Raw genomic sequence first — 24,764 nt, 5'->3', positions numbered from 1 at the left:
ACGGAAAAGGGGCTTCCCGGGCACCCCGGGAAGCCCCTTTTCGCACGTCCGCACTCAGCCCGCGGGCACCGGCTCCTCGTCTTCGGCGCGCAGGCGCTGCGAGATCACCTTCGTGATGCCGTCGCCCTGCATGCTCACGCCGTAGAGCGCGTCGGCGATCTCCATGGTCGGCTTCTGGTGGGTGATGATGATCAGCTGCGACGAGTCGCGCAGCTGCTCCAGCAGCCCGATCAGCCGGCGCATGTTGGTGTCGTCGAGCGCCGCCTCGACCTCGTCCATCACGTAGAAGGGTGAAGGGCGGGCGCGGAAGATGGCCACCAGCATGCCCACGGCCACCAGCGACTTCTCGCCACCCGACAGGAGCGACAGCCGCTTCACCTTCTTGCCCGGCGGACGCGCCTCGACATCGACGCCGGTGGCGAGCAGGTCGTTGGGCTGGGTGAGGACCATGCGGCCCTCGCCGCCAGGGAACAGCACGCTGAACACGGTTTCGAACTCGCGCGCGACGTCGGCGTAGGCCGAGGCGAAGACCTCCAGGATCTTCTCGTCGACCTGCCGGATCACGGCTTCGAGGTCCTTGCGCGTGTCCTTGAGGTCCTCGAGCTGGGTCGAAAGGAACTTGTAGCGCTCCTCCAGCGCCGCGAACTCCTCCAGCGCCAGCGGGTTGACCTTGCCCAGCAGCGTCAGGTCCTTCTCCGCGCGCTTGGCGCGGCGGGCCTGCGTGTCGCGGTCGTACGGCATGGGCGGCGGCATGGTCACGTCCTCGCCGCGCTCCTTGGCCGCCTCGTACTCGGCCATCTCGCCCGCGCTCGGCGGCACTGGCACGTCGGGGCCGTACTCCTGGACCAGGTCCGCGAGGCCGATGCCGAAGTCCTCGGCGATCTTGGCCTCGAGCGTCTCCAGCCGCAGCCGCTGCTCGGCACGGAGCACCTCGTCGCGGTGCACGGCGTCGGTGAGCTTCTCGAGCTCGCCGGACAGCTCGCGGACCTTGGCGCGCACCGCGGTGAGCGCGGTCTCGCGGGTCTGGCGCTGTGCCTGGGCTTCGTCGCGCTCGGCGGCCGCGCGCTGCACGGAGTGCTCGATGCGTTCCAGCGCGAGCTCACCGGCGTTGACCACGGCGTTGGCGATCGCGGCGCCGCGCTCCCGCGCCTCGCGGGCCTTGGCGGCGCGTTCCCGGGCCTGCTGCTCGGCGAGCGCCGCGCGGCGCAGCGACTCGGCCCGCCCGGCGATGCTGCGCGCCCGCTCCTCGGAGGTGCGCTGCGCGAGCCGCGCCTCCATCTCCTCCTGGCGGACCACGGTCAGCTGGGCCACGGCCTCGTCGCGCTCGGCCGTGTCGGGATCGTCCTCCACCGGCTGCTCGGCGACTGCGGCGAGCCGCTCCTCGAACTCGGCCAGCTGCTCCAGCGCCTGCTCGCGGCTCTGCTCCACCTTCGCGCGCTGCCCGGCGAGGCGCTCGACCTCGGCCTGCGCCGAACGCGCGGCCTGCTGCATCCGGTTCAGCCGCTCCGACGACCGCGCCTTGCGGACCTTCGCGTCACCGAGGGCATCCTTGGCCTGGCCGACCTCTTCGCGCCGGGCCTGCTGCTCGGCGCGGGCGCCTTCCAGCTCGGCGGTGTGGCGCTCCAGCGCGCGCTCGGCCGTGCGCAGCCGCTCGCCCGCCTCGTCGACGGCGGCCTGGACCTCGATCACGCTCTCGCGCGCGGCCGAGCCGCCGGCGACCCAGCGGGCGCCGAACACGTCACCTTCGCCGGTGACCGCGCGGACGTCCGGGTGGCTCGCGACGAGCTGCCGTGCCACTTCCAAGTCGTTGACCAGCGCCAGCTTGTCCAGCGCCTGCTCGACGGCCGGGCGCAGCTGCTCCGGCGCGGTCACGACCTCACGGGCCCAGCGGGCGCCGTAGGGAAGCACTGGCCACGACGACGTGTCCACGCTTTGAATATCCACAGTGGATCCGTAGCTGCCCAGCACGATGCCGGCACGGCCGGAATCGGTGTCCTTCAAGTACTTCAGCGCGGTCAGCGCCTGCTCGCCGCCGGCCACGGCCACGGCGTCTGCGACCGGCCCGAGCGCGGCGGCCAGCGCCACCTCGTGGCCCGGCTCCACCGTGAGCAGCGCGGCGACCGACCCCAGCAGGCCCGGCAGCTCGTGCGACGCGCCCAGCAGCGCGCCGGCGCCGTCCTTGCGCTTGAGACCCATCGACAGCGCCTCGACACGTGCCCGCTCCGACGCGATCTCGCGTTCGGCGGAGCGCTCGGCCTTCACCAGCTCTTCGACGCGGGCCTTGGCGGCGTTGTTGGCCTCGACCGCGCGGTCGTGGCGCTGCATGAGGTCGGCGTCGTCGGACTCCTCGACGCCGCCCTCGGCCTTGGCCTCTTCGAGCTCCTCCAGCGCGATCTCCGCGCGCTCGGCGGATTCCTGCAGCGACACCGACAGGCGGTCGATCTCGTCGGCGGTGGCGCCGTTCTTGCTGCGCAGCGCCTCGACCTGGCCGGTCAGCTTCGCCATGCCCTCGCGGCGGTCGGCGATGGCGCGCACCGCGGCCCAGTGGGCGCGTTCGGCGGCCTGCACGCGCTGTTCGAGGTCCTCGCGCCGCAGCACGGTCTCGGCCAGCAGCTCCCGGGCCTCCATCACGGCCTCGTTGAGCTCCTGCTCGCGCTCGGCGACCTGCTCGGCCTCGGCCAGCAGCTCCTCGGGGTCGCGCCCGCCCGTTGGGGCCGAGACGTCGGAGGACAGGTGGCGCTGGCGCTCCACGGCGAGCCGGACAGTGCCGCGCAGGCGCTCGGCCAGCGCGGAGAGCTTGTACCAGGTCTCCTGCGCGGTCTGCAGCTTCGGCGCGTCCTCGGCGAGCGAGGCCTCCAGCTCCGTCTCCTCGGCGGCCACGACCTCCAGGGCCTGTTCCACCTCGGTGCGGCGCTGACGCGCGGTGCGCTCGTCGGCCTCTTCGCGGGCGATGGCGCCTCGCTGGGTCACCAGGTCGTCGGCCAGCAGGCGCAGACGGGAGTCGCGCAGCTCGGACTGCACCGACTGGGCCTTGCGCGCGATCTCGGCCTGCTTGCCCAGCGGCTTGAGCTGGCGGCGCAGCTCGGTGGTGAGGTCGCCGAGGCGGTCGAGGTTGCCCTGCATGTTCGCGAGCTTGCGCAAGGTCTGTTCCTTGCGCTTGCGGTGCTTGAGGACGCCCGCGGCCTCTTCGATGAAGGCGCGGCGCTCTTCGGGCTTCGACTCGAGGATCGCCGCCAGCTGGCCCTGCCCGACGATGACGTGCATCTCGCGGCCGATACCGGAGTCCGACAGCAGTTCCTGCACATCCATCAGACGACAGCGGTCGCCGTTGATCTCGTACTCGCTCGCGCCGTCGCGGAACATGCGGCGCGTGATGGAGACCTCGGTGTACTCGATGGGCAGCGCGCCGTCGGCATTGTCGATGGTGAGCGTGACCTCGGCGCGGCCGAGGGGGGCGCGGCCCGCGGTGCCGGCGAAGATGACGTCTTCCATCTTGCCGCCGCGCAGGTCTTTCGCGCCCTGAGTACCCATGACCCAGCGCAGCGCGTCGAGGACGTTGGACTTGCCCGAACCATTGGGCCCGACCACGCACGTGATCCCTGGTTCGAACCGCAGCGTGGTGGCCGAGGCGAAGGACTTGAAACCCTTCAGCGTCAAGCTTTTCAGGTGCACGTGGTGCTGACCCTTCCGGCCGCGGGTACTGGCTCTACAGTCGGCCAAGGCTACCTGGGCACCCGCCGTGATCGCGGGAGGCCGCCTTCTCCCGGCGCGCCTAGCACAGAACGCAGCGCACCGGCAACCCCTTGTGTCCCACCCGTCACAGCGGTCACCCGGGCGGCGCAGTGCCCCCGGCGCTGCCGCTCAGCGCTCGGCGAAGCCCGTCAGACCACCCTTCGCCGGGCTCCAGCGCTCGACGACGTGATCCACACTTCCGGGTGATTCTCCCGACCTCAGGGTGGCCAACAACCGCTCACAGTGGTCGCGACCACCCTCCGCTACCACCTCGACACGGCCGTCGGGCAGGTTGCGGGCGAAGCCGACCAGGCCGAGCTCCAGCGCGCGGCTCCGGGTCCACCAGCGGAAACCGACCCCCTGGACTCGCCCGTGGACCCACGCCGCCAGCCGGATGTGTGTTTCTTCCTCACTCACGCGTCCATCCTGCCCCACGCCACTCGCTGCGGACAGTGACGGGACAGGCCCCGTACCTGCGCGAATGGGTCACAGGCGGTGATAACCTCCCGGCCGGGGTCCGCGTCCGGCGCCCCGATCCCCCGAACCACTCCGGGGAGCCGGACCGAACCGCGCCACGACTTCCGGCGTCGACCCGGGTGCCGACTCGTCCGTCAAAAGACTGCCGCACCCGACGACGCCGAAAACCGGCGACGACCCGACTGCCTCGACCCGTACAGCGTTGAACCGCATGTATGTAAGGAGCCTGCATGTCCCGTCCCGACGGGCCGGATCCGAGCTCACGCATCTCCGTCGCGCCACCGAAGGCCGCGAGCGGCCTCATGAACCGGGCCGGCTACGCCATCCTCGGTGTGAGCGGCCTCGTGGTCGCCACCGCCTTCGCCGCGGTCGCCGAACTGGCGGGCCCTGGCACCACCACCGCCACGTCCACCACCATCCCCGGCGGCGGCCAGGGCACCCTGCCGGGCAGCTCGCAGGTCGTTCCGGGCAACGCCGTGCCGGGCGCCCCGATGACCGTGACCGGCGAGCCGACCCCGGGCGACCCGACGTCGGTCCCCTCGAGCCCCACGACCGTGGTCTCCACGGGCGCCAACGGCGTGCCGACCACCACCGTGGTCATCCCGCCGCCGAATAACCCACCCGGCCAGCCGGGCAACCCGGGCCAGCACCCCACGGGTGGCAACCCGCCCGGTAGCAGCAACACCGTGAAGCCGCCGCCGCCGTCGTCGAGCGACACCCCGCCGACGTCGACTGGCAGCCCCTCGTCATCGTCGTCTGGCAACCCGCCGACCTCGTCTCGATCGGACCCGCCGCCGAGCAGCAGCGGTGGCGGAGGTTCGAGCAGCAGTGGGGAGCCGCCGAGCTCTCCGCCGGTGTCGTCCTCCACGGACGTTCGCACGACCGACCCGACCGGCCCCACCAGCTGAAAACACAAGCCGCACAACACGATGGCCGCCCCGCGGGGCGGCCATCGTCGTGTTCAGACATCGTCGTGTTCAGACCTCGAAGCGGTACCCCATCCCGGGTTCCGTGAGCAGGTGCCGCGGACGTGAGGGCTCCGGCTCCAGCTTCCGCCGCAGCTGCGCCAGGTACACGCGCAGGTAGTGCGACTCCGTCTCGTACGACGGCCCCCACACCTCGTGCAGCAGCTGCTTCTGGGCCACCAACCGGCCGCGGTTGCGCACCAGCAGCTCCAGCACGCCCCACTCGGTCTTGGTCAGGTGCACCTCTTTGCCGTCGCGACGGACCTTCTTCGCCGCCAGGTCGATCGTGAAGGAACCCGTGTCCACCACGGCTTCCGCACCGTCGGAGCCGGCCACGGTCGAGCGCCGCACGGCGGCCCGCAGCCGGGCGAGCAGCTCGTCCATGCCGAACGGTTTCGTCACGTAGTCGTCAGCGCCCGCGTCGAGCGCCTGGACCTTGTCGGCCGAGTCGCCGCGCGCCGAGAGCACGATGATCGGCACCGTGGTCCAGCCGCGCAGGCCGGCGATCACCTCGGTGCCGTCGAGGTCGGGCAGCCCGAGGTCGAGCACCACCACGTCGGGTTTGGTCTCGGCCACGGCCTTGAGCGCCGCGGTGCCGTCGTGCGCCGTGATCACCTTGTACCCGCGGGCGTTGAGGTTGATCCGCAGCGCGCGCACGATCTGCGGTTCGTCGTCGACCACCAGCACGGTGGCCGCCTTGTCGGGACTCACGAGCCCACTCCCTCCACAGCCTCGTCAGCGACTGAGCCGGCGGCCTCGTCGATCTTGAGGAGGTCTTTGTCCGGATTCTGCCCGGTGTAGGCGGGCAGCGAGATCACCACGGTGAGACCGCCGCCCGGCGTGTCCTCGGCCCGGATGCTGCCGCCCATCGCCTCGATGAAGCCCTTCGCGACCGACAGCCCGAGCCCCACGCCGGGGGTCGAGTCGCGGTCGCCGCCCAGCCGCTGGAACGGCGCGAACGCCGAATCCGCCGTGCCCTTCTTCAGGCCGCGGCCGTGGTCCACGATCCGCAGCTCCACGTACTCGGAGTGCGCGCTCGCCCGCGCCGACACCACGCCACCGCCGTGGCGCAAGGCGTTGTCCAGGACGTTGGCGATCACCCGTTCGAGCAAGCCGGGGTCAGCCAGCACCGAAGGCAGGCTCACGTCCACGCCCACCTTCACGTCCTGCGAATTGTCCACGTTGGACAGTGCGTGGGCCACCACCTCGTCGTAGCCCACCGGCCGCAGGTGCGGCGTGACCGCGCCGGTGGCCAGGCGGGAGGAGTCGAGCAGGTTGTCGATGAGCCCGGCGAGCCGGTCGGCCGAGAGCTCGATGGTCTCCTGCAGCTCCGCGGTGTCCTCCTCGGACAGTGACAGGTCCGGCGCGCGCAGGCTGCCGATCGCCGCCTTGATGGACGTCAACGGCGTGCGCAGGTCGTGGCCGACGGCCGAAAGCAGCGTGGTGCGCAGCTCCGTCGCCTCGGCCTTGCGCTCGGCCGCCGCCGCGGCCGCGGCCATCCGCTGCTGGCGCAGCGCGAGCAGCGCCTGCCCGGCCACGGCGTCCAGCACTCGCCGGTCGGCCGCGGGCAGTGCCCGGCCGCGCAGGGTCAGGTGGACGTCGGCCGTCACCGCGATGTCCACGTCGGCCTCGTCCGGGTCGGCGCACGGGAACTGCCCTGCGATCGCGACCTTCTGCCACGCGCCGTTCTTCTTCTCCAGCAACGTGACCGATGTCAGGCCGAAGTTTTCCTTCACCTTCTCCAGCAGCCGCTCGATTGGGTTCGGGTTCGTCAAAACCGTGCGCGCGTACGACGCCAGCAGCGCCGCTTCCGTGCGCGCCCGCGCGGCCTGGCTGCCGCGCCGGGCCGCCGAGGCGACGACGAGGGCCACCAGCACGGCGACCACGATCATCGCCACGAGCGTGACCACGTTCTGCGGGCTGTGCACGTTGAGCGTGTACAGCGGTGGCGTGAAGAAGAAGTTGAGCAGGCCCGCGCCGAACACGGCCGCGATCACCGCCGGGCCGAGCCCGCCGACGAGCGCGACGATCACCGTCGCGAGCACGTAGAGGATCACGTCGGTGGAGAACTCGACGGTGTCGCGCAGCAGCACGCCCAAGCCGGTCGCGAGGATCGGCAGCGCCAGGCTCAGCACCCAGCCCACCACGAGCCTCGACGGCGCCAGCGGGCTCGCGCCGAGGCGCGCCCGCAGCCGGCCGCCGGCGTAGGAGTGCGTGACCATGTGCACGTCGATCGAGCCGGACTGCTGCACCACGGCCGCGCCGATGCCCTCGTCGAACAGCCGCGCCACCCGCGACCGGCGCGAGGTGCCGATCACGAGCTGCGTGGCGTTGACCCCGCGTGCGAAGTCCAGCAACGCTGTGGGCACGTCGTCGCCGACGACGGCGTGGAACGTGGCCCCGACTTCCTCGGCCAGCGTGCGGCTGCGCGCCATGGCCGTGGGCCCGAGCCCGGACAGCCCGTCGCCGCGCAGGATGTGCACCACCTGCAGCTCCGCACCCGCGCGCGTGGCGATGCGGCTCGCGCGCCGGATGAGCGTCTCGCTCTCGGGGCCGCCGGTGATGGACACGACAACGCGTTCACGCGCCTCCCACGTGTCGGTGATCTTCTGCTCGGCGCGGTAGCGCTGCAGGGCGACGTCGACCTGGTCGGCGACCCACAGCAGCGCCAGCTCGCGCAGCGCGGTGAGGTTGCCGGGACGGAAGTAGTTGCCCAGCGCGGCGTCGATGCGCTCGGCCGGGTAGACGTTGCCGTGCGCGAGCCGGCGCCGCAGCGCCTCCGGCGTGATGTCCACGAGCTCCAGCTGCTCGGCCTTGCGCACGACCTCGTCGGGCACGGTCTCCTGCTGCGTGACGCCGGTGATGCGCTCGACGACGTCGTTGAGGCTCTGCAGGTGCTGCACGTTGACCGTGGACAGCACGTCGATCCCGGACTCGAGCAGCTCCTCGACGTCCTGCCAGCGCTTGTCGTGGCGCGCGCCGGGCACGTTGGTGTGCGCGAGCTCGTCGATGATGACGACCTCGGGAGCGCGCTTCAGGATCGCTTCGAGGTCCATCTCCGCGAACTCGTGCCCGCGGTGGCTGACCGTGCGCCGTGGCACGATCTCGAGGCCGTCGAGCAGGTCTGCGGTCTTCTGACGGCCGTGGGTCTCCACGAGGCCCACCACGACGTCGGTCCCGCGCTCCAGCCGGCGGCGGGCCTCGCCCAGCATCGCGAAAGTCTTGCCCACGCCCGGAGCCGCGCCGAGGTAGATCCGCAGTTCTCCTCGGCGCGGCTTCGGGGTCGTACTCGGTGTGCTCACGCTGTCAGTGTGCTCCTGGCGCAGCGGAATGCACGGCCAAGTTGAGCAGCAGCACGTTCACGCCCGGCACGCCGATCCCGGCGCCCGTGGTGTTCGCCTCGACCAGCTCGCGCACCTTGTCCTCGCTCAGCCCCGTGTTCTTCGCGACACGCGGGATCTGGAGGTCGGCGTACGCGACGCTGATCGACGGGTCGAGGCCGGAACCGGAAGCGGTCACGGCGTCCGCCGGCACCTGGGCCGGGGCGACGTTCTCCCGCTTCGCGATGGCGTCCTTGCGCTCGGTGATGGTCTTCACGAGGTCCTCGTTGAACGGGCCCTTGTTCGACGCGCCCGAGGTGGACGGGTCACCGGGGCCGAGCGCGTCCTTCGACAACGCCGAGGGCCGGTTGTGGAACCAGGGGTCGTGCGCCGGGTCGGCCGCGACCGGGTCGATCCCGATCAGCGACGACCCCACGGCCTGCCCGTTCTGCGTGACGACCGAGCCTTCCGCGTTCGACTCCAGGCCCGGGATCCGCCCGATCGCCCACACGGCGAACGGGTAGATCAGCCCGAGCAGCACCGTCATCGCGATGATGACGCGCAGGCCCGCCCAGGTCTGCTTGACCAATGAGTTCATCAGATTCACCCGATTCCAGGGATGTGGCGCACGATCAAGTCGATCACCCAGATACCGAGGAACGGGCTCACGATGCCGCCGAGGCCGTAGATCAGCAGGTTCCGGCGCAGCAGCGCGGAAGCCGACGACGGCCGGTACCGCACGCCCCGCAGGGCCAGCGGGATCAGGGCGACGATGATCAGTGCGTTGAAGATGACGGCCGAGAGGATGGCCGACTGGGGTGTCGCCAGGTGCATGATGTTCAGCGCGCCCAGCTGGGCGAAGATGGACGTGAACATCGCGGGCAGGATGGCGAAGTATTTCGCGAGGTCGTTGGCGACACTGAAGGTCGTGAGCGCGCCGCGCGTGATGAGCAGCTGCTTGCCGATCTCCACGATCTCGATGAGCTTGGTCGGGTTCGAGTCGAGGTCGACCATGTTGCCGGCCTCCTTCGCGGCCGACGTGCCCGTGTTCATCGCGACGCCGACGTCGGACTGCGCCAGCGCGGGCGCGTCGTTCGTGCCGTCACCCGTCATCGCGACGAGCCGCCCGCCCTCCTGCTCCTTCTTGATGAGCGCCATCTTGTCCTCGGGCTTGGCCTCGGCGAGGTAGTCGTCGACGCCCGCGTCCTCGGCGATGGCCTTGGCGGTGAGCGGGTTGTCACCCGTGATCATCACCGTCTTGATGCCCATCGAACGCAGTTCCTGGAACCGTTCCTTCATGCCCGGCTTGACCACGTCGGACAGGCGGATCACGCCGCGCACGAACGCGCGTCCGCCGGCCGACTCCGCCACCACCAGCGGCGTGCCGCCCTGCTGGCTGATCTCGTCGACGACGCGCTCGGTCTCGTCCGGCATCGCGCCGCCGCGCTCGCGCACCCACTGGCGCACGGCCGAGGTGGCGCCCTTGCGGACCTCACGGTCGCCGAGGTCGACACCGCTCATCCGCGTCTGCGCCGTGAAGGGCACGAACTCGGCGAGCTTCTCGCTGTCGCCGGCCTTGTCGGGCAGGCCGTGGTTCGCCGTGATCAGCTCGATGATGCTGCGACCCTCGGGCGTGCCGTCGGCGAGGCTGGACAGCCGGGCCGCGCGGGCCAGATCGTCCATTGTGGACCCGACGACGGGGATCAGCTCGGTGGCCTTGCGGTTGCCGAAGGTGATCGTGCCCGTCTTGTCGAGCAGCAGCGTCGAGACGTCGCCCGCGGCTTCCACCGCGCGCCCGGAGGTGGCCAGCACGTTGCGCTGCACCAGCCGGTCCATGCCCGCGATGCCGATGGCGCTCAGCAGCGCGCCGATCGTGGTCGGGATCAGGCAGACGAGCAGTGCCGTCAGCACGATCACCGACTGTTCCTTGCCCGAGTACCCGGCCATCGGCTGCAGCGCCACCACGGCGAGCAGGAAGATGATGGTCAGGGTCGAGAGCAGGATCGTCAGCGCGATCTCGTTGGGCGTCTTCTGCCGGGAAGCGCCTTCCACCAACGCGATCATGCGGTCCACGAAGGACTCACCGGGCTTGGTGGTGATCTTCACGACGATCCGGTCGGACAGCACCGTGGTGCCACCCGTCACGGCCGAGCGGTCGCCGCCCGACTCGCGGATGACCGGCGCCGACTCGCCCGTGATGGCCGACTCGTCGACGGTCGCGATGCCCTCGACGACGTCACCGTCGCCGGGGATGATCTGACCGGCCTCGACGACCACCAGGTCGCCGACGCGCAGGTCGACACCGGGCACACTCTCCTCGGAGCCGTCCTCGGTCAGCCGCCGCGCGACCGTCTCCTTCTTGGACCTGCGCAGCGACTCGGCTTGCGCCTTGCCGCGCCCTTCGGCGACGGCCTCGGCGAGGTTCGCGAACAGCACGGTCAGCCACAGCCAGATCGCGACGAGGATCGCGAACACGCTCGGCTCCACGATCGCGAACACCGTGGTGAGCGCCGAACCGGCCCACACCACGAACATCACGGGGTTCTTCAGCTGGTGCTTGGGGTTGAGCTTGCGCAGCGCCTCGGGCAGCGAGAGCCAGAGCTGACGCGCGTTGAACGCGCCCGCCCCGACCCGGCCCGCGTTCTCCGCGTGGTGCTGCTGGTCTTCCAGGGGACTTCGAGGGGTTTCGGTGACTGTCATGCCATCGCCTCCGCAATGGGCCCGAGCGCGAGCGCCGGGACGAAAGTGAGGGCCGCGACGAGGACGATGGTTCCGGTGAGCATCGTGGCGAACAGCGGCCCGGTGGTGGGCAGGGTGCCGGCGGTCTCGGGAACCTTCTTCTGCTTGGCCAGCGAACCGGCGAGGCAGAGGACCGCGATGATCGGGATGAACCGGCCGAGCAGCATGGCGACGCCGAACGAGGACTGGAACCAGTTGCTCGTGGCGGTCAGGCCGCCGAAGGCGCTGCCGTTGTTGTTGGCGGTCGAGGCGTAGCCGTAGAGGATCTCCGACAGGCCGTGGGCGCCCGGGTTGCCCAGCGCGCTCTGCGTGTCGGGCATCGCCAGGGCGATCCCGGCGCCGACGAGCACGAGCGTCGGCATCGCGAGCATCGAGATCGCCGCGGCGGTGACTTCCCGCTTGCCGAGCTTCTTTCCCAGGTACTCCGGCGTGCGCCCGACCATGAGGCCCGCGAGGAACATCGCGATCACGGCCATCACGAGGATGCCGTAGAGACCGGTGCCGACGCCGCCCGGCGAGATCTCGCCGAAGAGCATGTTCAGCAACGGCCCGCCGCCGCCCAGACCCGAAAGGCTGTCGTGCGCGCCGTTGACCGCGCCCGTGGACGTACCCGTTGTCGTATCGGCGAAGATCGACGTGAGGCTCAGCCCGAAGCGTTGTTCCTTGCCCTCCATGTTGGCCCCGGCGGCCAGCGCGGCCGGGCTGTTGGTGAAGGACTCCGCGGTCCAGATCAGGACCAGCATGGCGCCCCAGAGCGCGCCCATCACCGACAGCAGGACGTAGCCCTGCTTCTTGTTCCCGACCAGCTGCCCGAAGGTGCGGGTGAGGCTCACAGGGATCACGAGGATCAGGAACAGCTCGATCAGGTTGGTCCACGCGTTCGGGTTCTCGAACGGGTGCGAGGAGTTCGCGTTCAGGATCCCGCCGCCGTTGGTGCCGAGCTCCTTGATCGTCTCCTGGCTCGCCGCCGGCGCCAGCGCGATGGTGCTCTGGCTGCCGTCGGGGTTCGTCACCGCGACGCCGGAGTGCAGGCTCTGCACCACGCCCAGCCCGATGAGCACGATGGCGAAGACGAACGCCATCGGCAGCAGCACGCGGATCGTGCCGCGCGTGAGGTCCACCCAGAAGTTGCCGAGGCGGTCGGTCTTCGAGCGGATGAACCCGCGCGTCACCGCGATCGCGACGGCCAGGCCAACACCCGCCGACACGAAGTTCTGCACGGTGAGGCCCGTCATCTGCACGAAGTGGCCCATCGTCGTCTCGGGGACGTAGGACTGCCAGTTCGTGTTCGCCACGAAGCTCGCCGCCGTGTTGAACGCGACCGAGGGCGACACCGCGCCGCGACCGAGGCTCAACGGCAGCACCGACTGCAGGCGCTGCAGCAGGTACAGCAGGATGATCGACGCGAAGGAGAACCCGAGCACCCCGGACGCGTAGGTCTTCCAGTGCTGCTCGGAGTCGGGGTTGACGCGGACGATCTTGTAGAAGACCTTCTCGACCCGCCAGTGCTTCTCGTTCGAGAAGACCCGGGCCATGTAGTCGCCGAGCGGTTTGTAGACCACCGCCAGGGCGACGAGCAGTAGACCGACCTGGAGGAGGCCGGCGCCGACATCACTCATCAGAACTTCTCCGGCCTCACCAGTGCGATGAACAGGTAGACGATCAGGCCCAGCGCCAGCAGTCCGCCGACGATGTTGGCCACGGTGCCGGCGCCGCTCACAGCTTCTCCATCCCGCGCAGCGTCAGGGCTAGGACCACAAACACGCCGATCGTCAGCAAGACGTACAACAAGTCGGCCACAAGGCACCTCTCAAGACAGGTCACCCAGGGCGGGTGACCGTTGGACGTCGCAACTGTGCGGTTGTAGCGCTGCGTGATGGAGACGGTCTGACGCCTCCTTGACGCGGTCTCCTTGGCCATTTACGCGTTCTTGACGCCGGGTGACCCCCGCCACCGCCGTTCGCCTGGTACTCGAGGACGTTCGGTTGATCTTGGGTGGTAACTCGACGTAGTTGGTTAGTGACTGGCATCACAAAACGTAGTGGATCTACGACGGAGCGTGCAATTCGGGCAGACATGGCCCGCCGGTCTGTGTTACACCAGTGTTTCGAATAGTTGTATTACCTAAGCAAAAATCACGGAGGCACGCGGATGTGCGGAATCGCCGGCTGGGTTTCCTACGACTCTGACCTGTCACAACGGCAGGAGATCGTCGACGCGATGACGGAGACGATGGCGTGCCGCGGCCCGGACGACCGTGGCACGTGGGTGCGCCGCAACGTCGCGCTCGGGCACCGCAGGCTCGCGATCATCGACCTGCCGGGCGGCCGCCAGCCCATGAGTGTGCGCACGCCCAACGGCGAGATTTCCATGGTCTACAGCGGCGAGGCCTACAACTTCACCGAACTTCGTGAAGAACTCACGAAGCTCGGGCACACGTGGGAGACCGACAGCGACACCGAGGTCGTGCTCCACGGGTACCTGCAGTGGGGCGACGCGGTCGTCGACCACCTGAACGGCATGTACGCGTTCGCGATCTGGGACGAGCGCGACCAGAAGCTCGTGATGATCCGCGACCGCATGGGGATCAAGCCGTTCTACTACTACCCGACGCGCGACGGCGTGCTGTTCGGCTCGGAACCCAAGGCGATCCTGGCCAACCCGCTGGCGAAGCGCGTCGTGGACAGCGACGGCCTGCGCGAGCTGTTGGCGTTCACCAAGCGCCCCGGCTGGTCGCTGTGGAAGGGCATGGCCGAGGTCGAGCCGGGCACCGTCGTCACGGTGTCGAAGGAAGGCATCCGCTCCCGCACGTACTGGAAGCTCGACGCGAAGCAGCACACGGACGACCAGGAGACCACCGTCGCGCGCGTGCGCGAGCTGATGACCGACATCGTCAACCGCCAGCTCGTGGCCGACGTGCCGCGTTGCGTGCTGCTCTCGGGCGGGCTCGACTCCAGCGCCGTCACGGGTCTCGCGGCCGTGCGGCTGGCCGAGCAGGGTGAGCAGCTGCGCACGTTCTCGGTCGACTTCACAGGCCAGGAGGAGAACTTCCAGCCGGACGAGATGCGCGACACCCCGGACTCGCCGTTCATCCGCGACGTCGCGAAGCTCGTCGGCTCGGCGCACCAGGACGTGGTGCTCAACCCGGGCGAGCTGTCCGACCCGGAGGTGCGCCGCACCGTGCTGCGGGCGCGCGACATCCCCGCCGGCCTCGGTGACATGGACACGTCGCTGTACCTGCTGTTCAAGGCGATCCGCGGCGAGTCCACAGTGGCCCTGTCGGGTGAGTCGGCCGACGAGGTGTTCGGCGGGTACCGCTGGTTCCACGACGAGTCGGTGCACGCCGACACGTTCCCGTGGCTGGCCTTCCGCTCGGGCCTGATGACGGAGCGGGAAGCGTTGCTGCGCCCCGAAGTCGCCACGCACCTGAGCCTCGGCGACTACGTGGCCGACCAGTACCGCACCGCCGTGGACAAGGTCGAGCACCTCGACGGCGAGTCGGAGCAGGACGCGCGCATGCGCACCATCTGCAACCTCCACCTGAGCCGGTTCGTGCGGATGCTGCTCGACCGCAAGGACCGCGCGTCGATGGCCGTGGGCCTGGAGGTGCGCGTGCCGTTCTGCGACCACCGGCTCGTGGAGTACGTGTACAACACGCCGTGGTCACTCAAGACCTTCGACGGCCGCGAGAAGAGCCTCCTGCGGCACGCGACCAAGCACGTGCTGCCGGACTCGGTGCGCGACCGCGTGAAGAGCCCGTACCCGTCCACCCAGGACCCCGGCTACCCCGCCGCGTTGCAGCAGCAGGTGAAGGAAGTGCTGGCGGAGCGCGACAACCCGGTGTTCCAGCTCGTGAGCCGCGAGTGGCTCACGAAGGTGTCCGAAGTGGACCCGGTGACGATCGAGCCGACGCAGCGGGTGGGGATGGACCGCGCGCTGGACCTCTACCACTGGTTCGACATGTACTCGCCCGAGCTGCAGCTGGACTGAGTTCCCTTGCTTGACGCCGTGGCCCGCCTCCCCCGCGTCCGGGAGGCGAGCCACGGCTCGTCTTCTCGGGTCGGCGGGTCAGAGTCCGAGGCTGGCGTCCACGTCGGCGCCGTGCACGTCGAGGTCCGCGCCGGTGCCGGTGAGCAGGCGGCGGGCGGCGGCGTTGTCCACGGTGGTCGAGGCGATGAACCTCGCCGCGCCACCGTCGCGCGCGGCTTCGAGCAGCACTTCCGTCACGCGCTTGCCGATGCCGCGCCCGCGCACCGAGCGGCCCAGCCACACACCGGCCTCCACCGCGACGGCCGAGGGCCCGTGCACCGGTTGCAGCCGCGCAGCCCCGGCCGCCCGGCCGCCGACCTCCACGAGCCACGTGGTTTCGATCGCGGTGTCCGGGTCGAGGCAGCGCCGCCGGTGGAACGTGAGAAACGCCTGGCGCCGCTCGGGCGTCCAGCCCGGCGGGCCCTCCACCGGAGGCATCACCTCGAGGGGGTCGGCGTCGGCGACCGCGGCCTCGAGCAGCCGGTGCAGGGCCGGCTCGTCGAGGGGGGTCAGCACGATCTCGGAATCGAAGGCTCCGGTCACGCACGGAGCTTGGCACGAGGATCTTGGTCGCGCGACCTGGTAATACGGCTTACCAACGTCTTCCCGGCCTCGCGGAGCAACCGGACGTACGGCGACCACCGCGCCGGGGCCACGACACCGCCGGTCAGCACCCGTTCCGCCTGGTCGAGGCAGTCCTCGATCAGCGCGTCGTGCAGCGGCCGCCAGAACAGCGGCCAGGTGATCCGCGCGGCACCGTGCAGGTGCGCCGCGAGCACGTGCCGCAGTTCACAACCGTCCGAAGTGTCCTGCACGAGGAACTCGTGGAAACCGTCGATCCCTTGCGGCGCCGTGAATCTGCAACGGAATGACCGTCCTTCATGGAAGCTTTCCACGACGTAGTGCACGGGCCCGTGGCCACCCGGGACACCGGGCGCGACCGGGCCGGCGAACCGCATCGGCGGCCACAGCTCGACCGGCCACAGCCGATCGCCGGGCGCGCCGAGCGTGTCGAGCAGGGCACCCGCCTCGGCGGCGGACACGGGGAACTCGCGAGCGTGAACGTTGAGCACAGCCATGGGACCGCTCCGTTCTAGAGACTTTCCTCCATAACGTATTAGAGCATAGTCTCCACAACATGGGCAGGCCTCCGGCTTACACGACCGCACAGTTCCTCGACGCGGCCACCGCACTGTTCGCCGGGGGCGGCGCACGCGCCGTGACGATGGCCGCCACGGCGAAAGCCGCGGGCGCCCCGAACGGCTCGATCTATCACCGCTTCGCCGACCGCCCGGAACTCCTGGCCGCCCTGTGGATCACGACACTGCGCGACTTCCAGGACGACTTCATTGCCCTGCTGGGTCCGGCCCCCTCAGTGGACGACGCCATCGCCGCCGCCGCCAGCGTCGTCCACTGGTGCCGCCGCCACCCGGCCGGCGCGCACGTGCTGGACGCGGGGAAGCAGGCGTTCTCCCCGGCCGACTGGTCCCCTTCCGCGACCGCCGACCTCGCGCGCGCCGAGAACGAACTGAAAGCCGCGATCAAACACGCCACGGCGACGCTGCCGTCCTCCGTCGGCTGCACCGCGGAAGACGTGGTGCTGGCGCTCGTCGAGGTGCCGCGCGCCGTGGTCCACCGCTACCTCTCCGGCGGCCGGACGCCACCGCCGAAGGCCGCCGACCTGGTGGCCCGCTCGGCCCGCAAGCTGCTCCGTCCCTGACCGCGCTCGCTCGCAGGTGCCCAACGCACCGAACCTCAGCCGCGTCCGGTTTAGGAAGATTTATCCCCTATTTGAGCCGTAACGACGTTTTGCCCTCATCGTCTTGACCCACATTGTGAACGTGTGCCCATAATTCGGGCCAACTTACCCGGGGAGCCGGGCGGACAGTGTGCAACGTCGCACGAGCGGACGGACAAAACTCTTATGTCGGACACGGCAATCTTGATCAACACGGCGGTCGCGATCATCGCGATCGCCGTGCTGATCGTCAGGTTCAAGCTGAACCCGCTGATCGCGCTGGTGATCGGCTGCTGCTATCTGGGGCTCGCCACCGGACTGGGCGTCGGGAAGACCGTCGACGCCATCAGCTCGGGCTTCGGCGACATCATGGCCGAGATCGGCCTGCTCATCGCCTTCGGCGTGCTCATGGGCGCGATCCTGCGCGATCTCAGAGCGATCGAGCGGCTGGTGGACCGCCTGATGCACGCGGTCGGGCCGAAACGGATCCCGTACGCGCTGGCGCTGACGATCTCCACTTTCCTGCAGTCGATCTACCTGGACGTGCTGCTGGTGATCGCTGCGCCGCTCGCCAAGGGCATCGCGCCCCGGCTGGGCAAGTTCGGCACCGCGCGGATGGCCACCGCACTGGCGATCGGGCTGGAGTGCGGCATCATCTTCACCGTTCCGGGCGTCGGCGCGCTCGCACTCGCCGGGCTGCTGCACGTGCCCCTGGGCACCTACTTGCTGTACGGCCTGATCGTGGTCATCCCGACGGTCGTCATCGCGATCTTCGTGTCCACTTTCCTGCTCACGCGCGGCTGGTGGAAGCCGGCCATGGACGAGCAGGACGTCACCGCCTCGGAAACCCCGAAGACCGAACTCGCCGATGACGATGACGATGACCGGGCTCCGACGGCCGCCGAGCCCGTCGCGGGTGGCGGCGCCACAGCCACCCTCGTCGAGACGCGGCAGCGGGCCGAGCCCCGGCTGTTCGTGCTCCTGGCCCCGCTCGTCGTCGCGTTGCTGCTGGTCGCCACCGGAGCCATCGCCGAGATGGCGCACTGGTCGAACCCGGTCGTCGCGCTGTTGTCCACGCCGATGGTGGCCCTGCTGATCGGGCTCGTCGGGACGTGTCTCGTCGGCCGCTGGTACGCCGGCCAGCCCCGGGTGGAGAAGGCGCTCGCGGCCGGACTGCGCCAGAGTGGGCAGATCCTGCTGCTGAGCGGTGTCGGTGGCTCGCTCGCGGCCGTCATCAAGGCCGTCGGCCTCGGTGACATCCTCGGCAAGTACCTCTCGGCCGGCGCGTGGGCGCCGCTGCTCGTGGTCTGGGCGATCGCCGCGGTGCTGCACATCGCGGTCGGCTCTGTGACGATCTCCGCGATCACCGCCGCGGGCCTGCTCGCCCCGGTGGCACCGGCGCTCGGGATCAACCCGGTACTCATCGCCCTCGCCGCGGGCGCCGGCTCGCTCTTCCTCGTGCACCTGACCAGCAACACGTTCTGGCTGCTGCAAGCACTGATGGGCCAGACGACGCGGGGCACGCTGAAGACCTGCTCGGTGGGCGTCTCGATCGCGTCGGTCACCGCGTTGGGCCCGATCCTCGCCCTGAGCCTGGTGCTGTGACCGAAACGAAAGAGGACCCGATGACCCAGCTGCCGCTTGCGGGCGTGCGAGTGCTCGAACTCGGCAACTACATCGCCGGGCCGACCGCCGGACGGCTGCTCGCGGACTTCGGCGCCGAGGTGATCAAGGTCGAGCGGCCCGGCCGCGGCGACGAGCTGCGGAACTGGCGGCTGCACGCGGGCGACACCTCGATGCTGTTCCGCACGATCAACCGCAACAAGAAGTCCGTGGTACTCGACCTGAAGACCCCGGACGGTCGCGCCGCCGTGCTCGACCTCGTCGGGCACTGCGACGTGGTGATCGAGAACTTCCGGCCGGGCACGCTCGAAGCGTGGGGCCTTGGCCCCGACCGGCTCGAGGAGGCGAACCCCGACGTCGTGCTCGCGCGCATCTCCGCGTTCGGGCAGACCGGACCGCTCGCGCAGCGGCCGGGATTCGCCGCGGTGGCCGAGGCCTTCGGCGGGTTGCGGGAGCTCGTCGGAGAGGCAGACCGGCCGCCGTCGCGGGTCGGGGTGTCGATCGGCGACTCGATCGCCGGGCTGTACGCGGCGTTCGGTGTGCTGGTCGCGTTGCGCGAGATCTCGGTGCGGGGCAAGGGGAAGCGCGGCCCGCTACGGGACCGGGTGGTCGATGTCGCCCTCCACGAAGCGGTGTTCTCCATGATGGAGTCGCTCGTGCCCGACCACCTCGCCCACGGCGTGGAGCGGCAGCGGGTCGGTGGCCGGATGGAGGGCATCGCGCCCAGCAACGCCTACCGGTGCGCCGACGGCACGAGCGTGGTGATCGCCGGCAACGGCGACTCGATCTTCGGTCGCTACATGCGGGCCATCGACCGGCCCGACCTCGCCGACGACCCGGGGCTCGCGACCAACGCCGGCCGGTGGGCGCGGCGAGACGAACTGGACCGCGCCATCTCGGAGTGGACCGCCGAACGCACCCGCGAGGAGGTGCTCACGGCGCTCGACGAGGCCGCGGTCCCGGCGGGTCCCATCTACACCGCCGCCGACATCTGCGCCGACGAGCAGTACCGCGCCCGCGCCATGATCCAGACGTTGCCGGTCGACGTCGGCGGCGACGAACCGGTCGACGTCGGGTTCCCCGGGATCGTGCCGGTGCTGGGCGCACGGTCGCTGCCGGTGCGCTCGGTGGGCCCGGATCTCGGCGCGCACACCCGTGAGGTGCTGCGCGACGTGCTCGGCCGGGGCGACGACGAGATCGAAGCCATCGCGGGAGGACGGGCATGACGCTCCGGGACGTGACACTGCGGGACGGGTTGCAGCTGACGGGCAAGCCGCTCCCGACCGACCACAAGATCGCCCTCGTGCGCGAACTTCTCGCGCTGGGTGTACCCGCCGTCGAGGTGGGCTCGATGGCCCGCCCCGACCTCGTGCCGTCGCTGGCCGACACCCCCGAGGTGCTGGCCGCGCTGACTCCGGCGGAGCTCGCGCGCTGCTGGGTGTGGGTCGCCACGCCGCGGCACGTCGAGAAGGCAGCGGCCGCCGGCGCGGTCAACTTCCAGTACTGCCTTTCCGCTTCGGACGCGCACAACCGGGCCAACCTCGGCCGGTCCACCGAGGACAGCCTGGCGGCCATGCCGGCGGCGGTGGCGAACGCGAGCGGCGGGCGGGTGCAGCTGTGTATCGCCACGTCGTTCACGTGCCCGTTCCGCGGCGAGGTGCACCCGGAGCGGGTGCTCGCGATCGCCGACGATCCGCGGACAGCCGGCGCTGTGGACGTCGTCGTGTGCGACACGCTGGGGCAAGCCGTGCCCGCGCAGGTCACGAGCCTGGTCGGCGAAGTCGCGCGGCGGGGCCGACGCGTCGTGTACCACGGCCACGACACCTGGGGGCTCGGCGTCGCGAACTCGCTCGCGGCGCTGGCCGCCGGCGCCGACGAGGTCGACGGCGCGCTCGGCGGCCTCGGCGGCTGCCCGTTCGCGCCGGGCGCCAGTGGCAACGCCGCGACCGAGGACCTGTTGTTCGCGCTGCGTCCCGAGTGGCTCACGCCGTGCGTGTTCGCTCGCCTCGTGCGCCTCGCCGGTGACCTGCTCGACGAGCTGGGCGAACCGAACCGGTCGCGCGCCGGCCAGGGCGCGCGCACCAGTGCCATGGCCTTCCCGTGGGCGCTCTGACCGGCGTCAGTCCGGCATCCGGCCGCCGAGCGCACGGGTGATGCGCTCGGCGTGCTCGACGACGAGGTCGACCCACTCGACGCACTTCTCGTACGGCATCCGTAGCGTCGGGCCCTGCACGACGACCGCGCCGACCAGGTCGGCGGCAGAGTCGAACACGGGCGCCGCGACACCCGACGCGCTGTCGACCCGCTCCCCCACTGTGATCGCGTACCGGTCGGCAGCGGTCTGCTTGATGAGCTTGCGCAGCTCGTCGCGGTCGGTGACCGTGCCGGCGGTCAGCTGAGGCAGCTCGTGGCCCAGCACCTGCTCGGTCAGGTCCGGGTTCCACGCCAGCAGGACGCGCCCCGACGCACCGACCGAGACGGGCGCGATCCGGCCGACCGACATCTCCCGGCGCAACCCGTGGCGGGTCTCGGCGACGGCGATGCACACCCGGTGCTCACCCTCCACCCGGAAGAAACACGCGGTCTCGCCGGTGACGTCACGCAGGTCCTTCAGCACCGGGTTGACCACCGCGAGCACGTCGACCTCCCGCGCGGCGGCGGCCGCCCAGTACGCCATCTTCACGCCGATCCGGAACCGGTCGTCGACCCGGTCGAGGAACCCGTGGGCGACGAGGTTCGTCACCAGCCGCTGGACCGTCGAGGACGGGATCCCGGTGGCTTGCTGGATGTCCCGCAACGTCAGCGACGGCTCCCGCAGGGTGAATGCGTTGAGGATCTCGGTGATCTTCCCGAGCACGAGCAGCGGTGTATGGCCGCCCGCACCACCGGCGAGGCCGGCCTCGTTCTCGTCACGACCAGGCATGGTTCGAACATACGACACGGCAGGTGTGCCGTCCCACCGCGCCGGTTTCAGGGGGCCGTTTGAGGGGATGAGGTCAGAAGCCCGCGGGCAGGTGCGGCGCGTAGTTCTCCTCGAGCCGCTCCAGGTCCTTGTCACTCAACTCGAGGTCCACGGCGGCGACCGCGTCCGCGACGTGGCCCGGCTTGGTGGCGCCGAAGATCGGGGCCGTCACGGCGGGCTTGTGCAGCATCCACGCCAGCGCGACCTGCGCCCGCGACACCCCGCGCTCCGCGGCGATCTCCGCCACCGCCCCCGACACCAGGCGGTCGGCTTCCTCGGCCTGCGAGTAGAGCTTCTGGGCGAATCGGTCGCTTTCGCTGCGCTTCGTCGACTCGTCCCAGTCGCGCGTGAGCTTGCCGCGCGCGAGCGGGCTCCACGGCAGCACGCCGACGCCCTGGTCGAGGCAGAACGGGTGCATCTCCCGCTCCTCCTCGCGCTGGATGAGGTTGTACTGGTCCTGCATGGACACAAACCGCGTCCAGCCCCCGAGGTCGGCGACGTACTGCGCCTGCGCGAACTGCCACGCCCACATCGACGACGCGCCGAGGTACCGCACCTTGCCGGCGCGCACGAGGTCGTGCAGCGCCTCCATCGTCTCCTCGATCGGGGTGTTCACGTCGTAGCGGTGGATCTGGTACAGGTCCACGTAATCCGTGCCGAGACGACGCAGGCTGGCGTCGATCTGCGTCATGATGGCGCCGCGCGACAGGCCCGCCCCGTTGGGTCCCTCGCCCATCCGGTTGTAGACCTTGGTGGCGATCACGACCTCTTCGCGCCGGGCGAGCTCCCCGAGCAGCTTGCCGGTGATCTCCTCGCTCGAACCGTCGGAGTAGGTGTTGGCGGTGTCGAACGTGGTGATCCCGGCCTCCACCGCCTCCCGGAAGAACGGCCGCGACTCGTCGAGCCCCAGCGACCACTCGTGGCCTCCCCGGCCCGGGCCGCCGTAACTCATGCACCCGAGGATCACCCGCGAGACCTGCAGGCCACTCGATCCCAACCGGACGTACTCCATCGAAGGCCACTCCTGTCGTGTCGCCGAAAACCCTCGCCGTCGCAGCCTAGCGACGGACGTCGGCCACGGACACCGGTCGGCGCTCGTGGCGGGAAAGCTCACACGCCTCGGCGATGTAGAACGCCTCCAACGCATCCGCCGCCGTCGCCGGGCTGGGGAGGTGGCGGGCGGCGACGGAGAGGAACGTCTTCAGCTCGGCCGCGTACGCGGGGCGGAACCGTTCCATGAAGCCCGGGTACGCGGGGCCGGGCAGCGGGGCGAAGCCGGGCTCGGCGGAGTGCAGCGGGGCGCGGTCGTCGAGGCCCACGATGGCGTTGCCGAGGGAGCCGAGGGCCTCGAAGCGGACGTCGTAACCCGCGCCGTTGTAGCGGGTGAGCGAAACCGTGGCGAGGGTGCCGTCGTCCAGCGTCAAGGTGGCGGCCGCGGTGTCGACGTCGCCCGCGGCGGCGAAGAACTGGTCGCCGCGGTTGGCGCCCAGGGCGTAGACCTCGGTGACCTCGCGGCCGGTGACCCAGCGGACGACGTCGAAGTCGTGCACGCCGCAGTCGCGGAAGAGGCCGCCGGAGTGGGGGACGTACTCCGCGGGCGGGGGTTCCGGGTCGAGGGTGGTGGCACGGATCGTGTGCAGCCAGCCGAGCTCGCCGCTCGCGACGGCGGCGCGCGCGGCCCGGTAACCGGCGTCGAATCGGCGCTGGAAGCCGATCTGCACCGGCACGTCGGAGCCGACGATGCGGTCGATCACCGCGAGCGTGCCCGCGATGTCCGCGGCCACCGGCTTCTCGCAGAACACCGGCAGGCCGGCGTCGACGGCCTTGACGATGAGTTCCGGGTGCGCGTCCGTCGCCGCGGTGACGACGAGGGCGTCGAGACCGGCCGCGAACAACGCGTCGATCCCGTCGGCGACCTCGACGCCCAGCTTCGCGGCCGCCGAGCGCGCACGGACCGGGTCGACGTCGGCGACGACCACCGAGGAGACCTCGGCGAAGCTCTTCAGAGTTTCGGCGTGGGCGGTGCCGATCCGGCCGGTGCCCGCAAGTCCCAACCTCATCGTGGCAGTCCTCCTCGTTGTCGTACGGGAAACGTCGTGCGGCGAAACGCTCAACGGCGCCCGGTGGTCGAGCGGACCACCAGGGAGGGGTGCAACAGGTGCCGGACCGGCGTCGTGCGCTCGCCGCGCACGCGCTCCAGCAGGGTTTCGAAGGCCAGCCGGCCCATCTCGGTGCGCGGCTGGTCCACAGTGGTCAGTGAGACGTGCCGCAGCGAAGCCAGCGACGTGTTGTCGTAGCCGACCACGGACACGCCACCAGGCACGCGCAACCCGTTGTCCTCCAACGCGGAGATCGCGCCCACGGCGTTGAAGTCGTTGCCCGCCACCAACCCGGTGGGCAGGTCGGCCCCGTCGTACGTGCTCAGCAGTTCCAGCACGGCCTTCTCCCCCGCCGTGTCGGTGTGCTCGCTGCGCACCACGATCGGTTCGAGCCCGTGCACCGTCATCGCCCGCCGGAACCCCCGCCGACGCGCGGCGGCACCGGCCGCTCCCCCACCGTCGAGGTGCGCGATCCGGCGGTGCCCCAGGCCCACGAGGTGCTCGACGGCCAGCGCCGACCCCGCCTCACCGTCGTCGTTCACCGTGTCCACCCCGGCCGCGCGCGAAGTCCGCGACACGAGCACCACCGGACATTGGCGGGCCGCGGCCTCGATCGCCGACGCGGGCACCACCGGCGACAGCAGGATCAACCCCGCCGGCCGAAAGGACAACAGGCTGCGCAACGCGGCGCTCTCCCGCGAAGGCACGCGCCCACCGGTGTTGAGAATGAGGTCGAACCCGGCCGCCTGCGCCGCCGCGTCGAGACCCTCGACCACGTCGGCGAAAAACGCGTTGCGCAGATCGTTCACCATCACGCCGAGCACGGTCGACGTGCGGCTGGCGAGCGAGCGCGCCATCACGTGCGGCGAGTAGCCCAGCTCGTCGGCCGCCTTCAGCACAGCTTCGCGCCGCAGCGCCGAAACATTGGGCGCACCCCGCATCACGAGGGACACGAGCGCGCGCGAAACCCCCGCCCGCGCGGCGACGTCCTCCATGGTGGGCTTCACGATTCGCTTGCCTCTCCGCCGGAACCGGCCGGAAACCGGCCCTTGACTCGGGTGTGGCCGACGCTACAAGCTT

21 protein-coding genes are annotated in these 24,764 nt (G+C 70.5%); 6 read left to right on the top strand and 15 right to left on the bottom strand.

Translation table 11 applies throughout. The features are described 5' to 3' along the window. Positions 1-54: 54 nt before the first annotated feature. The gene (smc, locus tag K1T34_RS27980) at positions 55-3,672 is read right to left on the bottom strand and encodes a chromosome segregation protein SMC (protein ID WP_220237757.1); all 3,618 of its coding nucleotides are present in this window, start codon (positions 3,670-3,672) and stop codon (positions 55-57) included. Between the two features lie 189 nt (positions 3,673-3,861). Continuing rightward, positions 3,862-4,149 carry an acylphosphatase gene (locus K1T34_RS27975; protein ID WP_220237756.1) on the bottom strand — a complete coding sequence of 96 codons (288 nt, stop codon included), beginning with the start codon at positions 4,147-4,149 and terminating at the stop codon, positions 3,862-3,864. A gap of 290 nt (positions 4,150-4,439) precedes the next feature. On the opposite strand from K1T34_RS27975, the gene K1T34_RS27970 reads away from it, so the two are divergent. After that, a complete protein-coding gene (locus K1T34_RS27970; RefSeq protein ID WP_220237755.1) occupies positions 4,440-5,117 on the top strand; it encodes a hypothetical protein in 678 nt (225 codons plus the stop codon). Positions 5,118-5,186: 69 nt separating this feature from the next. Here K1T34_RS27970 and K1T34_RS27965 read toward each other — a convergent pair whose 3' ends face one another. The 7 genes from K1T34_RS27965 to K1T34_RS27935 are packed head-to-tail and all read right to left on the bottom strand — an operon-like array spanning position 5,187 to position 13,153. Continuing rightward, a complete protein-coding gene (locus K1T34_RS27965; protein ID WP_220237754.1) occupies positions 5,187-5,885 on the bottom strand; it encodes a response regulator in 699 nt (232 codons plus the stop codon). Next, entirely contained in the window at positions 5,882-8,476 is a 2,595-nt protein-coding gene (locus K1T34_RS27960; RefSeq protein WP_220237753.1) for a sensor histidine kinase KdpD, read from the bottom strand. The genes K1T34_RS27965 and K1T34_RS27960 overlap by 4 nt, the downstream gene beginning before the upstream one ends. 4 nt (positions 8,477-8,480) lie before the next feature. Then, on the bottom strand, positions 8,481-9,092 hold the full coding sequence (locus K1T34_RS27955) for a potassium-transporting ATPase subunit C (protein ID WP_220237752.1): 612 nt from the start codon (positions 9,090-9,092) through the stop codon (positions 8,481-8,483). Positions 9,093-9,097: 5 nt separating this feature from the next. Further along, positions 9,098-11,194 carry a potassium-transporting ATPase subunit KdpB gene (gene kdpB, locus K1T34_RS27950; RefSeq protein WP_220237751.1) on the bottom strand — a complete coding sequence of 699 codons (2,097 nt, stop codon included), beginning with the start codon at positions 11,192-11,194 and terminating at the stop codon, positions 9,098-9,100. Continuing rightward, complete coding sequence (gene kdpA, locus K1T34_RS27945) at positions 11,191-12,852, bottom strand: potassium-transporting ATPase subunit KdpA (protein WP_220237750.1); 1,662 nt, start codon at positions 12,850-12,852, stop codon at positions 11,191-11,193. Before kdpA ends, kdpB begins: the two co-directional genes overlap by 4 nt. Next, positions 12,852-12,953: a K(+)-transporting ATPase subunit F gene (kdpF, locus tag K1T34_RS27940; protein ID WP_220237749.1), complete on the bottom strand. Its 102-nt coding sequence runs from the start codon at positions 12,951-12,953 to the stop codon at positions 12,852-12,854. Before kdpF ends, kdpA begins: the two co-directional genes overlap by 1 nt. Then, complete coding sequence (locus K1T34_RS27935; protein WP_220237748.1) at positions 12,950-13,153, bottom strand: hypothetical protein; 204 nt, start codon at positions 13,151-13,153, stop codon at positions 12,950-12,952. The genes kdpF and K1T34_RS27935 overlap by 4 nt, the downstream gene beginning before the upstream one ends. Before the next feature lie 231 nt (positions 13,154-13,384). On the opposite strand from K1T34_RS27935, the gene asnB reads away from it, so the two are divergent. After that, entirely contained in the window at positions 13,385-15,223 is a 1,839-nt protein-coding gene (asnB, locus tag K1T34_RS27930; RefSeq protein WP_220237747.1) for an asparagine synthase (glutamine-hydrolyzing), read from the top strand. A gap of 78 nt (positions 15,224-15,301) precedes the next feature. On the opposite strand, the gene K1T34_RS27925 is transcribed toward asnB, so the two are convergent. Beyond that, a complete protein-coding gene (locus tag K1T34_RS27925; RefSeq protein WP_220237746.1) occupies positions 15,302-15,805 on the bottom strand; it encodes a GNAT family N-acetyltransferase in 504 nt (167 codons plus the stop codon). Further along, positions 15,802-16,341 (bottom strand): SRPBCC family protein, encoded by a 540-nt coding sequence (locus tag K1T34_RS27920; protein ID WP_220237745.1) that lies wholly within the window; start codon positions 16,339-16,341, stop codon positions 15,802-15,804. Before K1T34_RS27920 ends, K1T34_RS27925 begins: the two co-directional genes overlap by 4 nt. Before the next feature lie 59 nt (positions 16,342-16,400). Between K1T34_RS27920 and K1T34_RS27915 the strand changes: the two genes are divergently transcribed. The 4 genes from K1T34_RS27915 (at position 16,401) to K1T34_RS27900 (ending at position 20,736) form a co-directional block, all read left to right on the top strand. Then, positions 16,401-16,982 carry a TetR/AcrR family transcriptional regulator gene (locus K1T34_RS27915; protein ID WP_220237744.1) on the top strand — a complete coding sequence of 194 codons (582 nt, stop codon included), beginning with the start codon at positions 16,401-16,403 and terminating at the stop codon, positions 16,980-16,982. Positions 16,983-17,186: 204 nt separating this feature from the next. Next, positions 17,187-18,605 carry a GntP family permease gene (locus tag K1T34_RS27910; RefSeq protein WP_220237743.1) on the top strand — a complete coding sequence of 473 codons (1,419 nt, stop codon included), beginning with the start codon at positions 17,187-17,189 and terminating at the stop codon, positions 18,603-18,605. A 20-nt stretch (positions 18,606-18,625) separates the two neighbouring features. Beyond that, positions 18,626-19,849, top strand: a complete 1,224-nt coding sequence (locus K1T34_RS27905; RefSeq protein WP_220247455.1) for a CaiB/BaiF CoA-transferase family protein — start codon at positions 18,626-18,628, stop codon at positions 19,847-19,849. Next, the gene (locus K1T34_RS27900) at positions 19,846-20,736 is read left to right on the top strand and encodes a hydroxymethylglutaryl-CoA lyase (protein ID WP_220237742.1); all 891 of its coding nucleotides are present in this window, start codon (positions 19,846-19,848) and stop codon (positions 20,734-20,736) included. Before K1T34_RS27905 ends, K1T34_RS27900 begins: the two co-directional genes overlap by 4 nt. Before the next feature lie 6 nt (positions 20,737-20,742). Here K1T34_RS27900 and K1T34_RS27895 read toward each other — a convergent pair whose 3' ends face one another. The 4 genes from K1T34_RS27895 to K1T34_RS27880 form a co-directional block, all read right to left on the bottom strand. Then, positions 20,743-21,546: an IclR family transcriptional regulator gene (locus tag K1T34_RS27895; RefSeq protein WP_220237741.1), complete on the bottom strand. Its 804-nt coding sequence runs from the start codon at positions 21,544-21,546 to the stop codon at positions 20,743-20,745. Between the two features lie 73 nt (positions 21,547-21,619). Continuing rightward, complete coding sequence (locus K1T34_RS27890; protein ID WP_220237740.1) at positions 21,620-22,597, bottom strand: aldo/keto reductase; 978 nt, start codon at positions 22,595-22,597, stop codon at positions 21,620-21,622. A gap of 46 nt (positions 22,598-22,643) precedes the next feature. Continuing rightward, complete coding sequence (locus tag K1T34_RS27885; protein ID WP_220237739.1) at positions 22,644-23,645, bottom strand: Gfo/Idh/MocA family oxidoreductase; 1,002 nt, start codon at positions 23,643-23,645, stop codon at positions 22,644-22,646. A gap of 50 nt (positions 23,646-23,695) precedes the next feature. Continuing rightward, positions 23,696-24,694, bottom strand: coding sequence for a LacI family DNA-binding transcriptional regulator (locus K1T34_RS27880; RefSeq protein WP_220247454.1), 999 nt, complete (start codon positions 24,692-24,694; stop codon positions 23,696-23,698). Positions 24,695-24,764 lie beyond the last annotated feature (70 nt).

The organism is Amycolatopsis sp. DSM 110486 (genome assembly GCF_019468465.1).
GTDB lineage: Bacteria > Actinomycetota > Actinomycetes > Mycobacteriales > Pseudonocardiaceae > Amycolatopsis.
Note: the sequence above shows the minus strand (reverse complement) of the source record. Positions and strands in the feature narration are given on the sequence as shown.

What these genes read in the sequence shown, in the direction of transcription:
- K1T34_RS27955 (WP_220237752.1), bottom strand. Translation starts at nt 9,092, where the DNA reads ATGAACTCATTGGTCAAGCAGACCTGGGCGGGCCTGCGCGTCATCATC.
- K1T34_RS27895 (WP_220237741.1), bottom strand. Translation starts at nt 21,546, where the DNA reads ATGCCTGGTCGTGACGAGAACGAGGCCGGCCTCGCCGGTGGTGCGGGC.
- K1T34_RS27920 (WP_220237745.1), bottom strand. Translation starts at nt 16,341, where the DNA reads ATGGCTGTGCTCAACGTTCACGCTCGCGAGTTCCCCGTGTCCGCCGCC.
- K1T34_RS27970 (WP_220237755.1), top strand. Translation starts at nt 4,440, where the DNA reads ATGTCCCGTCCCGACGGGCCGGATCCGAGCTCACGCATCTCCGTCGCG.
- K1T34_RS27905 (WP_220247455.1), top strand. Translation starts at nt 18,626, where the DNA reads ATGACCCAGCTGCCGCTTGCGGGCGTGCGAGTGCTCGAACTCGGCAAC.
- K1T34_RS27890 (WP_220237740.1), bottom strand. Translation starts at nt 22,597, where the DNA reads ATGGAGTACGTCCGGTTGGGATCGAGTGGCCTGCAGGTCTCGCGGGTG.
- K1T34_RS27885 (WP_220237739.1), bottom strand. Translation starts at nt 23,645, where the DNA reads ATGAGGTTGGGACTTGCGGGCACCGGCCGGATCGGCACCGCCCACGCC.
- K1T34_RS27935 (WP_220237748.1), bottom strand. Translation starts at nt 13,153, where the DNA reads ATGGCCAAGGAGACCGCGTCAAGGAGGCGTCAGACCGTCTCCATCACG.
- kdpB (WP_220237751.1), bottom strand. Translation starts at nt 11,194, where the DNA reads ATGACAGTCACCGAAACCCCTCGAAGTCCCCTGGAAGACCAGCAGCAC.
- K1T34_RS27900 (WP_220237742.1), top strand. Translation starts at nt 19,846, where the DNA reads ATGACGCTCCGGGACGTGACACTGCGGGACGGGTTGCAGCTGACGGGC.
- K1T34_RS27910 (WP_220237743.1), top strand. Translation starts at nt 17,187, where the DNA reads ATGTCGGACACGGCAATCTTGATCAACACGGCGGTCGCGATCATCGCG.
- kdpA (WP_220237750.1), bottom strand. Translation starts at nt 12,852, where the DNA reads ATGAGTGATGTCGGCGCCGGCCTCCTCCAGGTCGGTCTACTGCTCGTC.
- asnB (WP_220237747.1), top strand. Translation starts at nt 13,385, where the DNA reads ATGTGCGGAATCGCCGGCTGGGTTTCCTACGACTCTGACCTGTCACAA.
- K1T34_RS27915 (WP_220237744.1), top strand. Translation starts at nt 16,401, where the DNA reads ATGGGCAGGCCTCCGGCTTACACGACCGCACAGTTCCTCGACGCGGCC.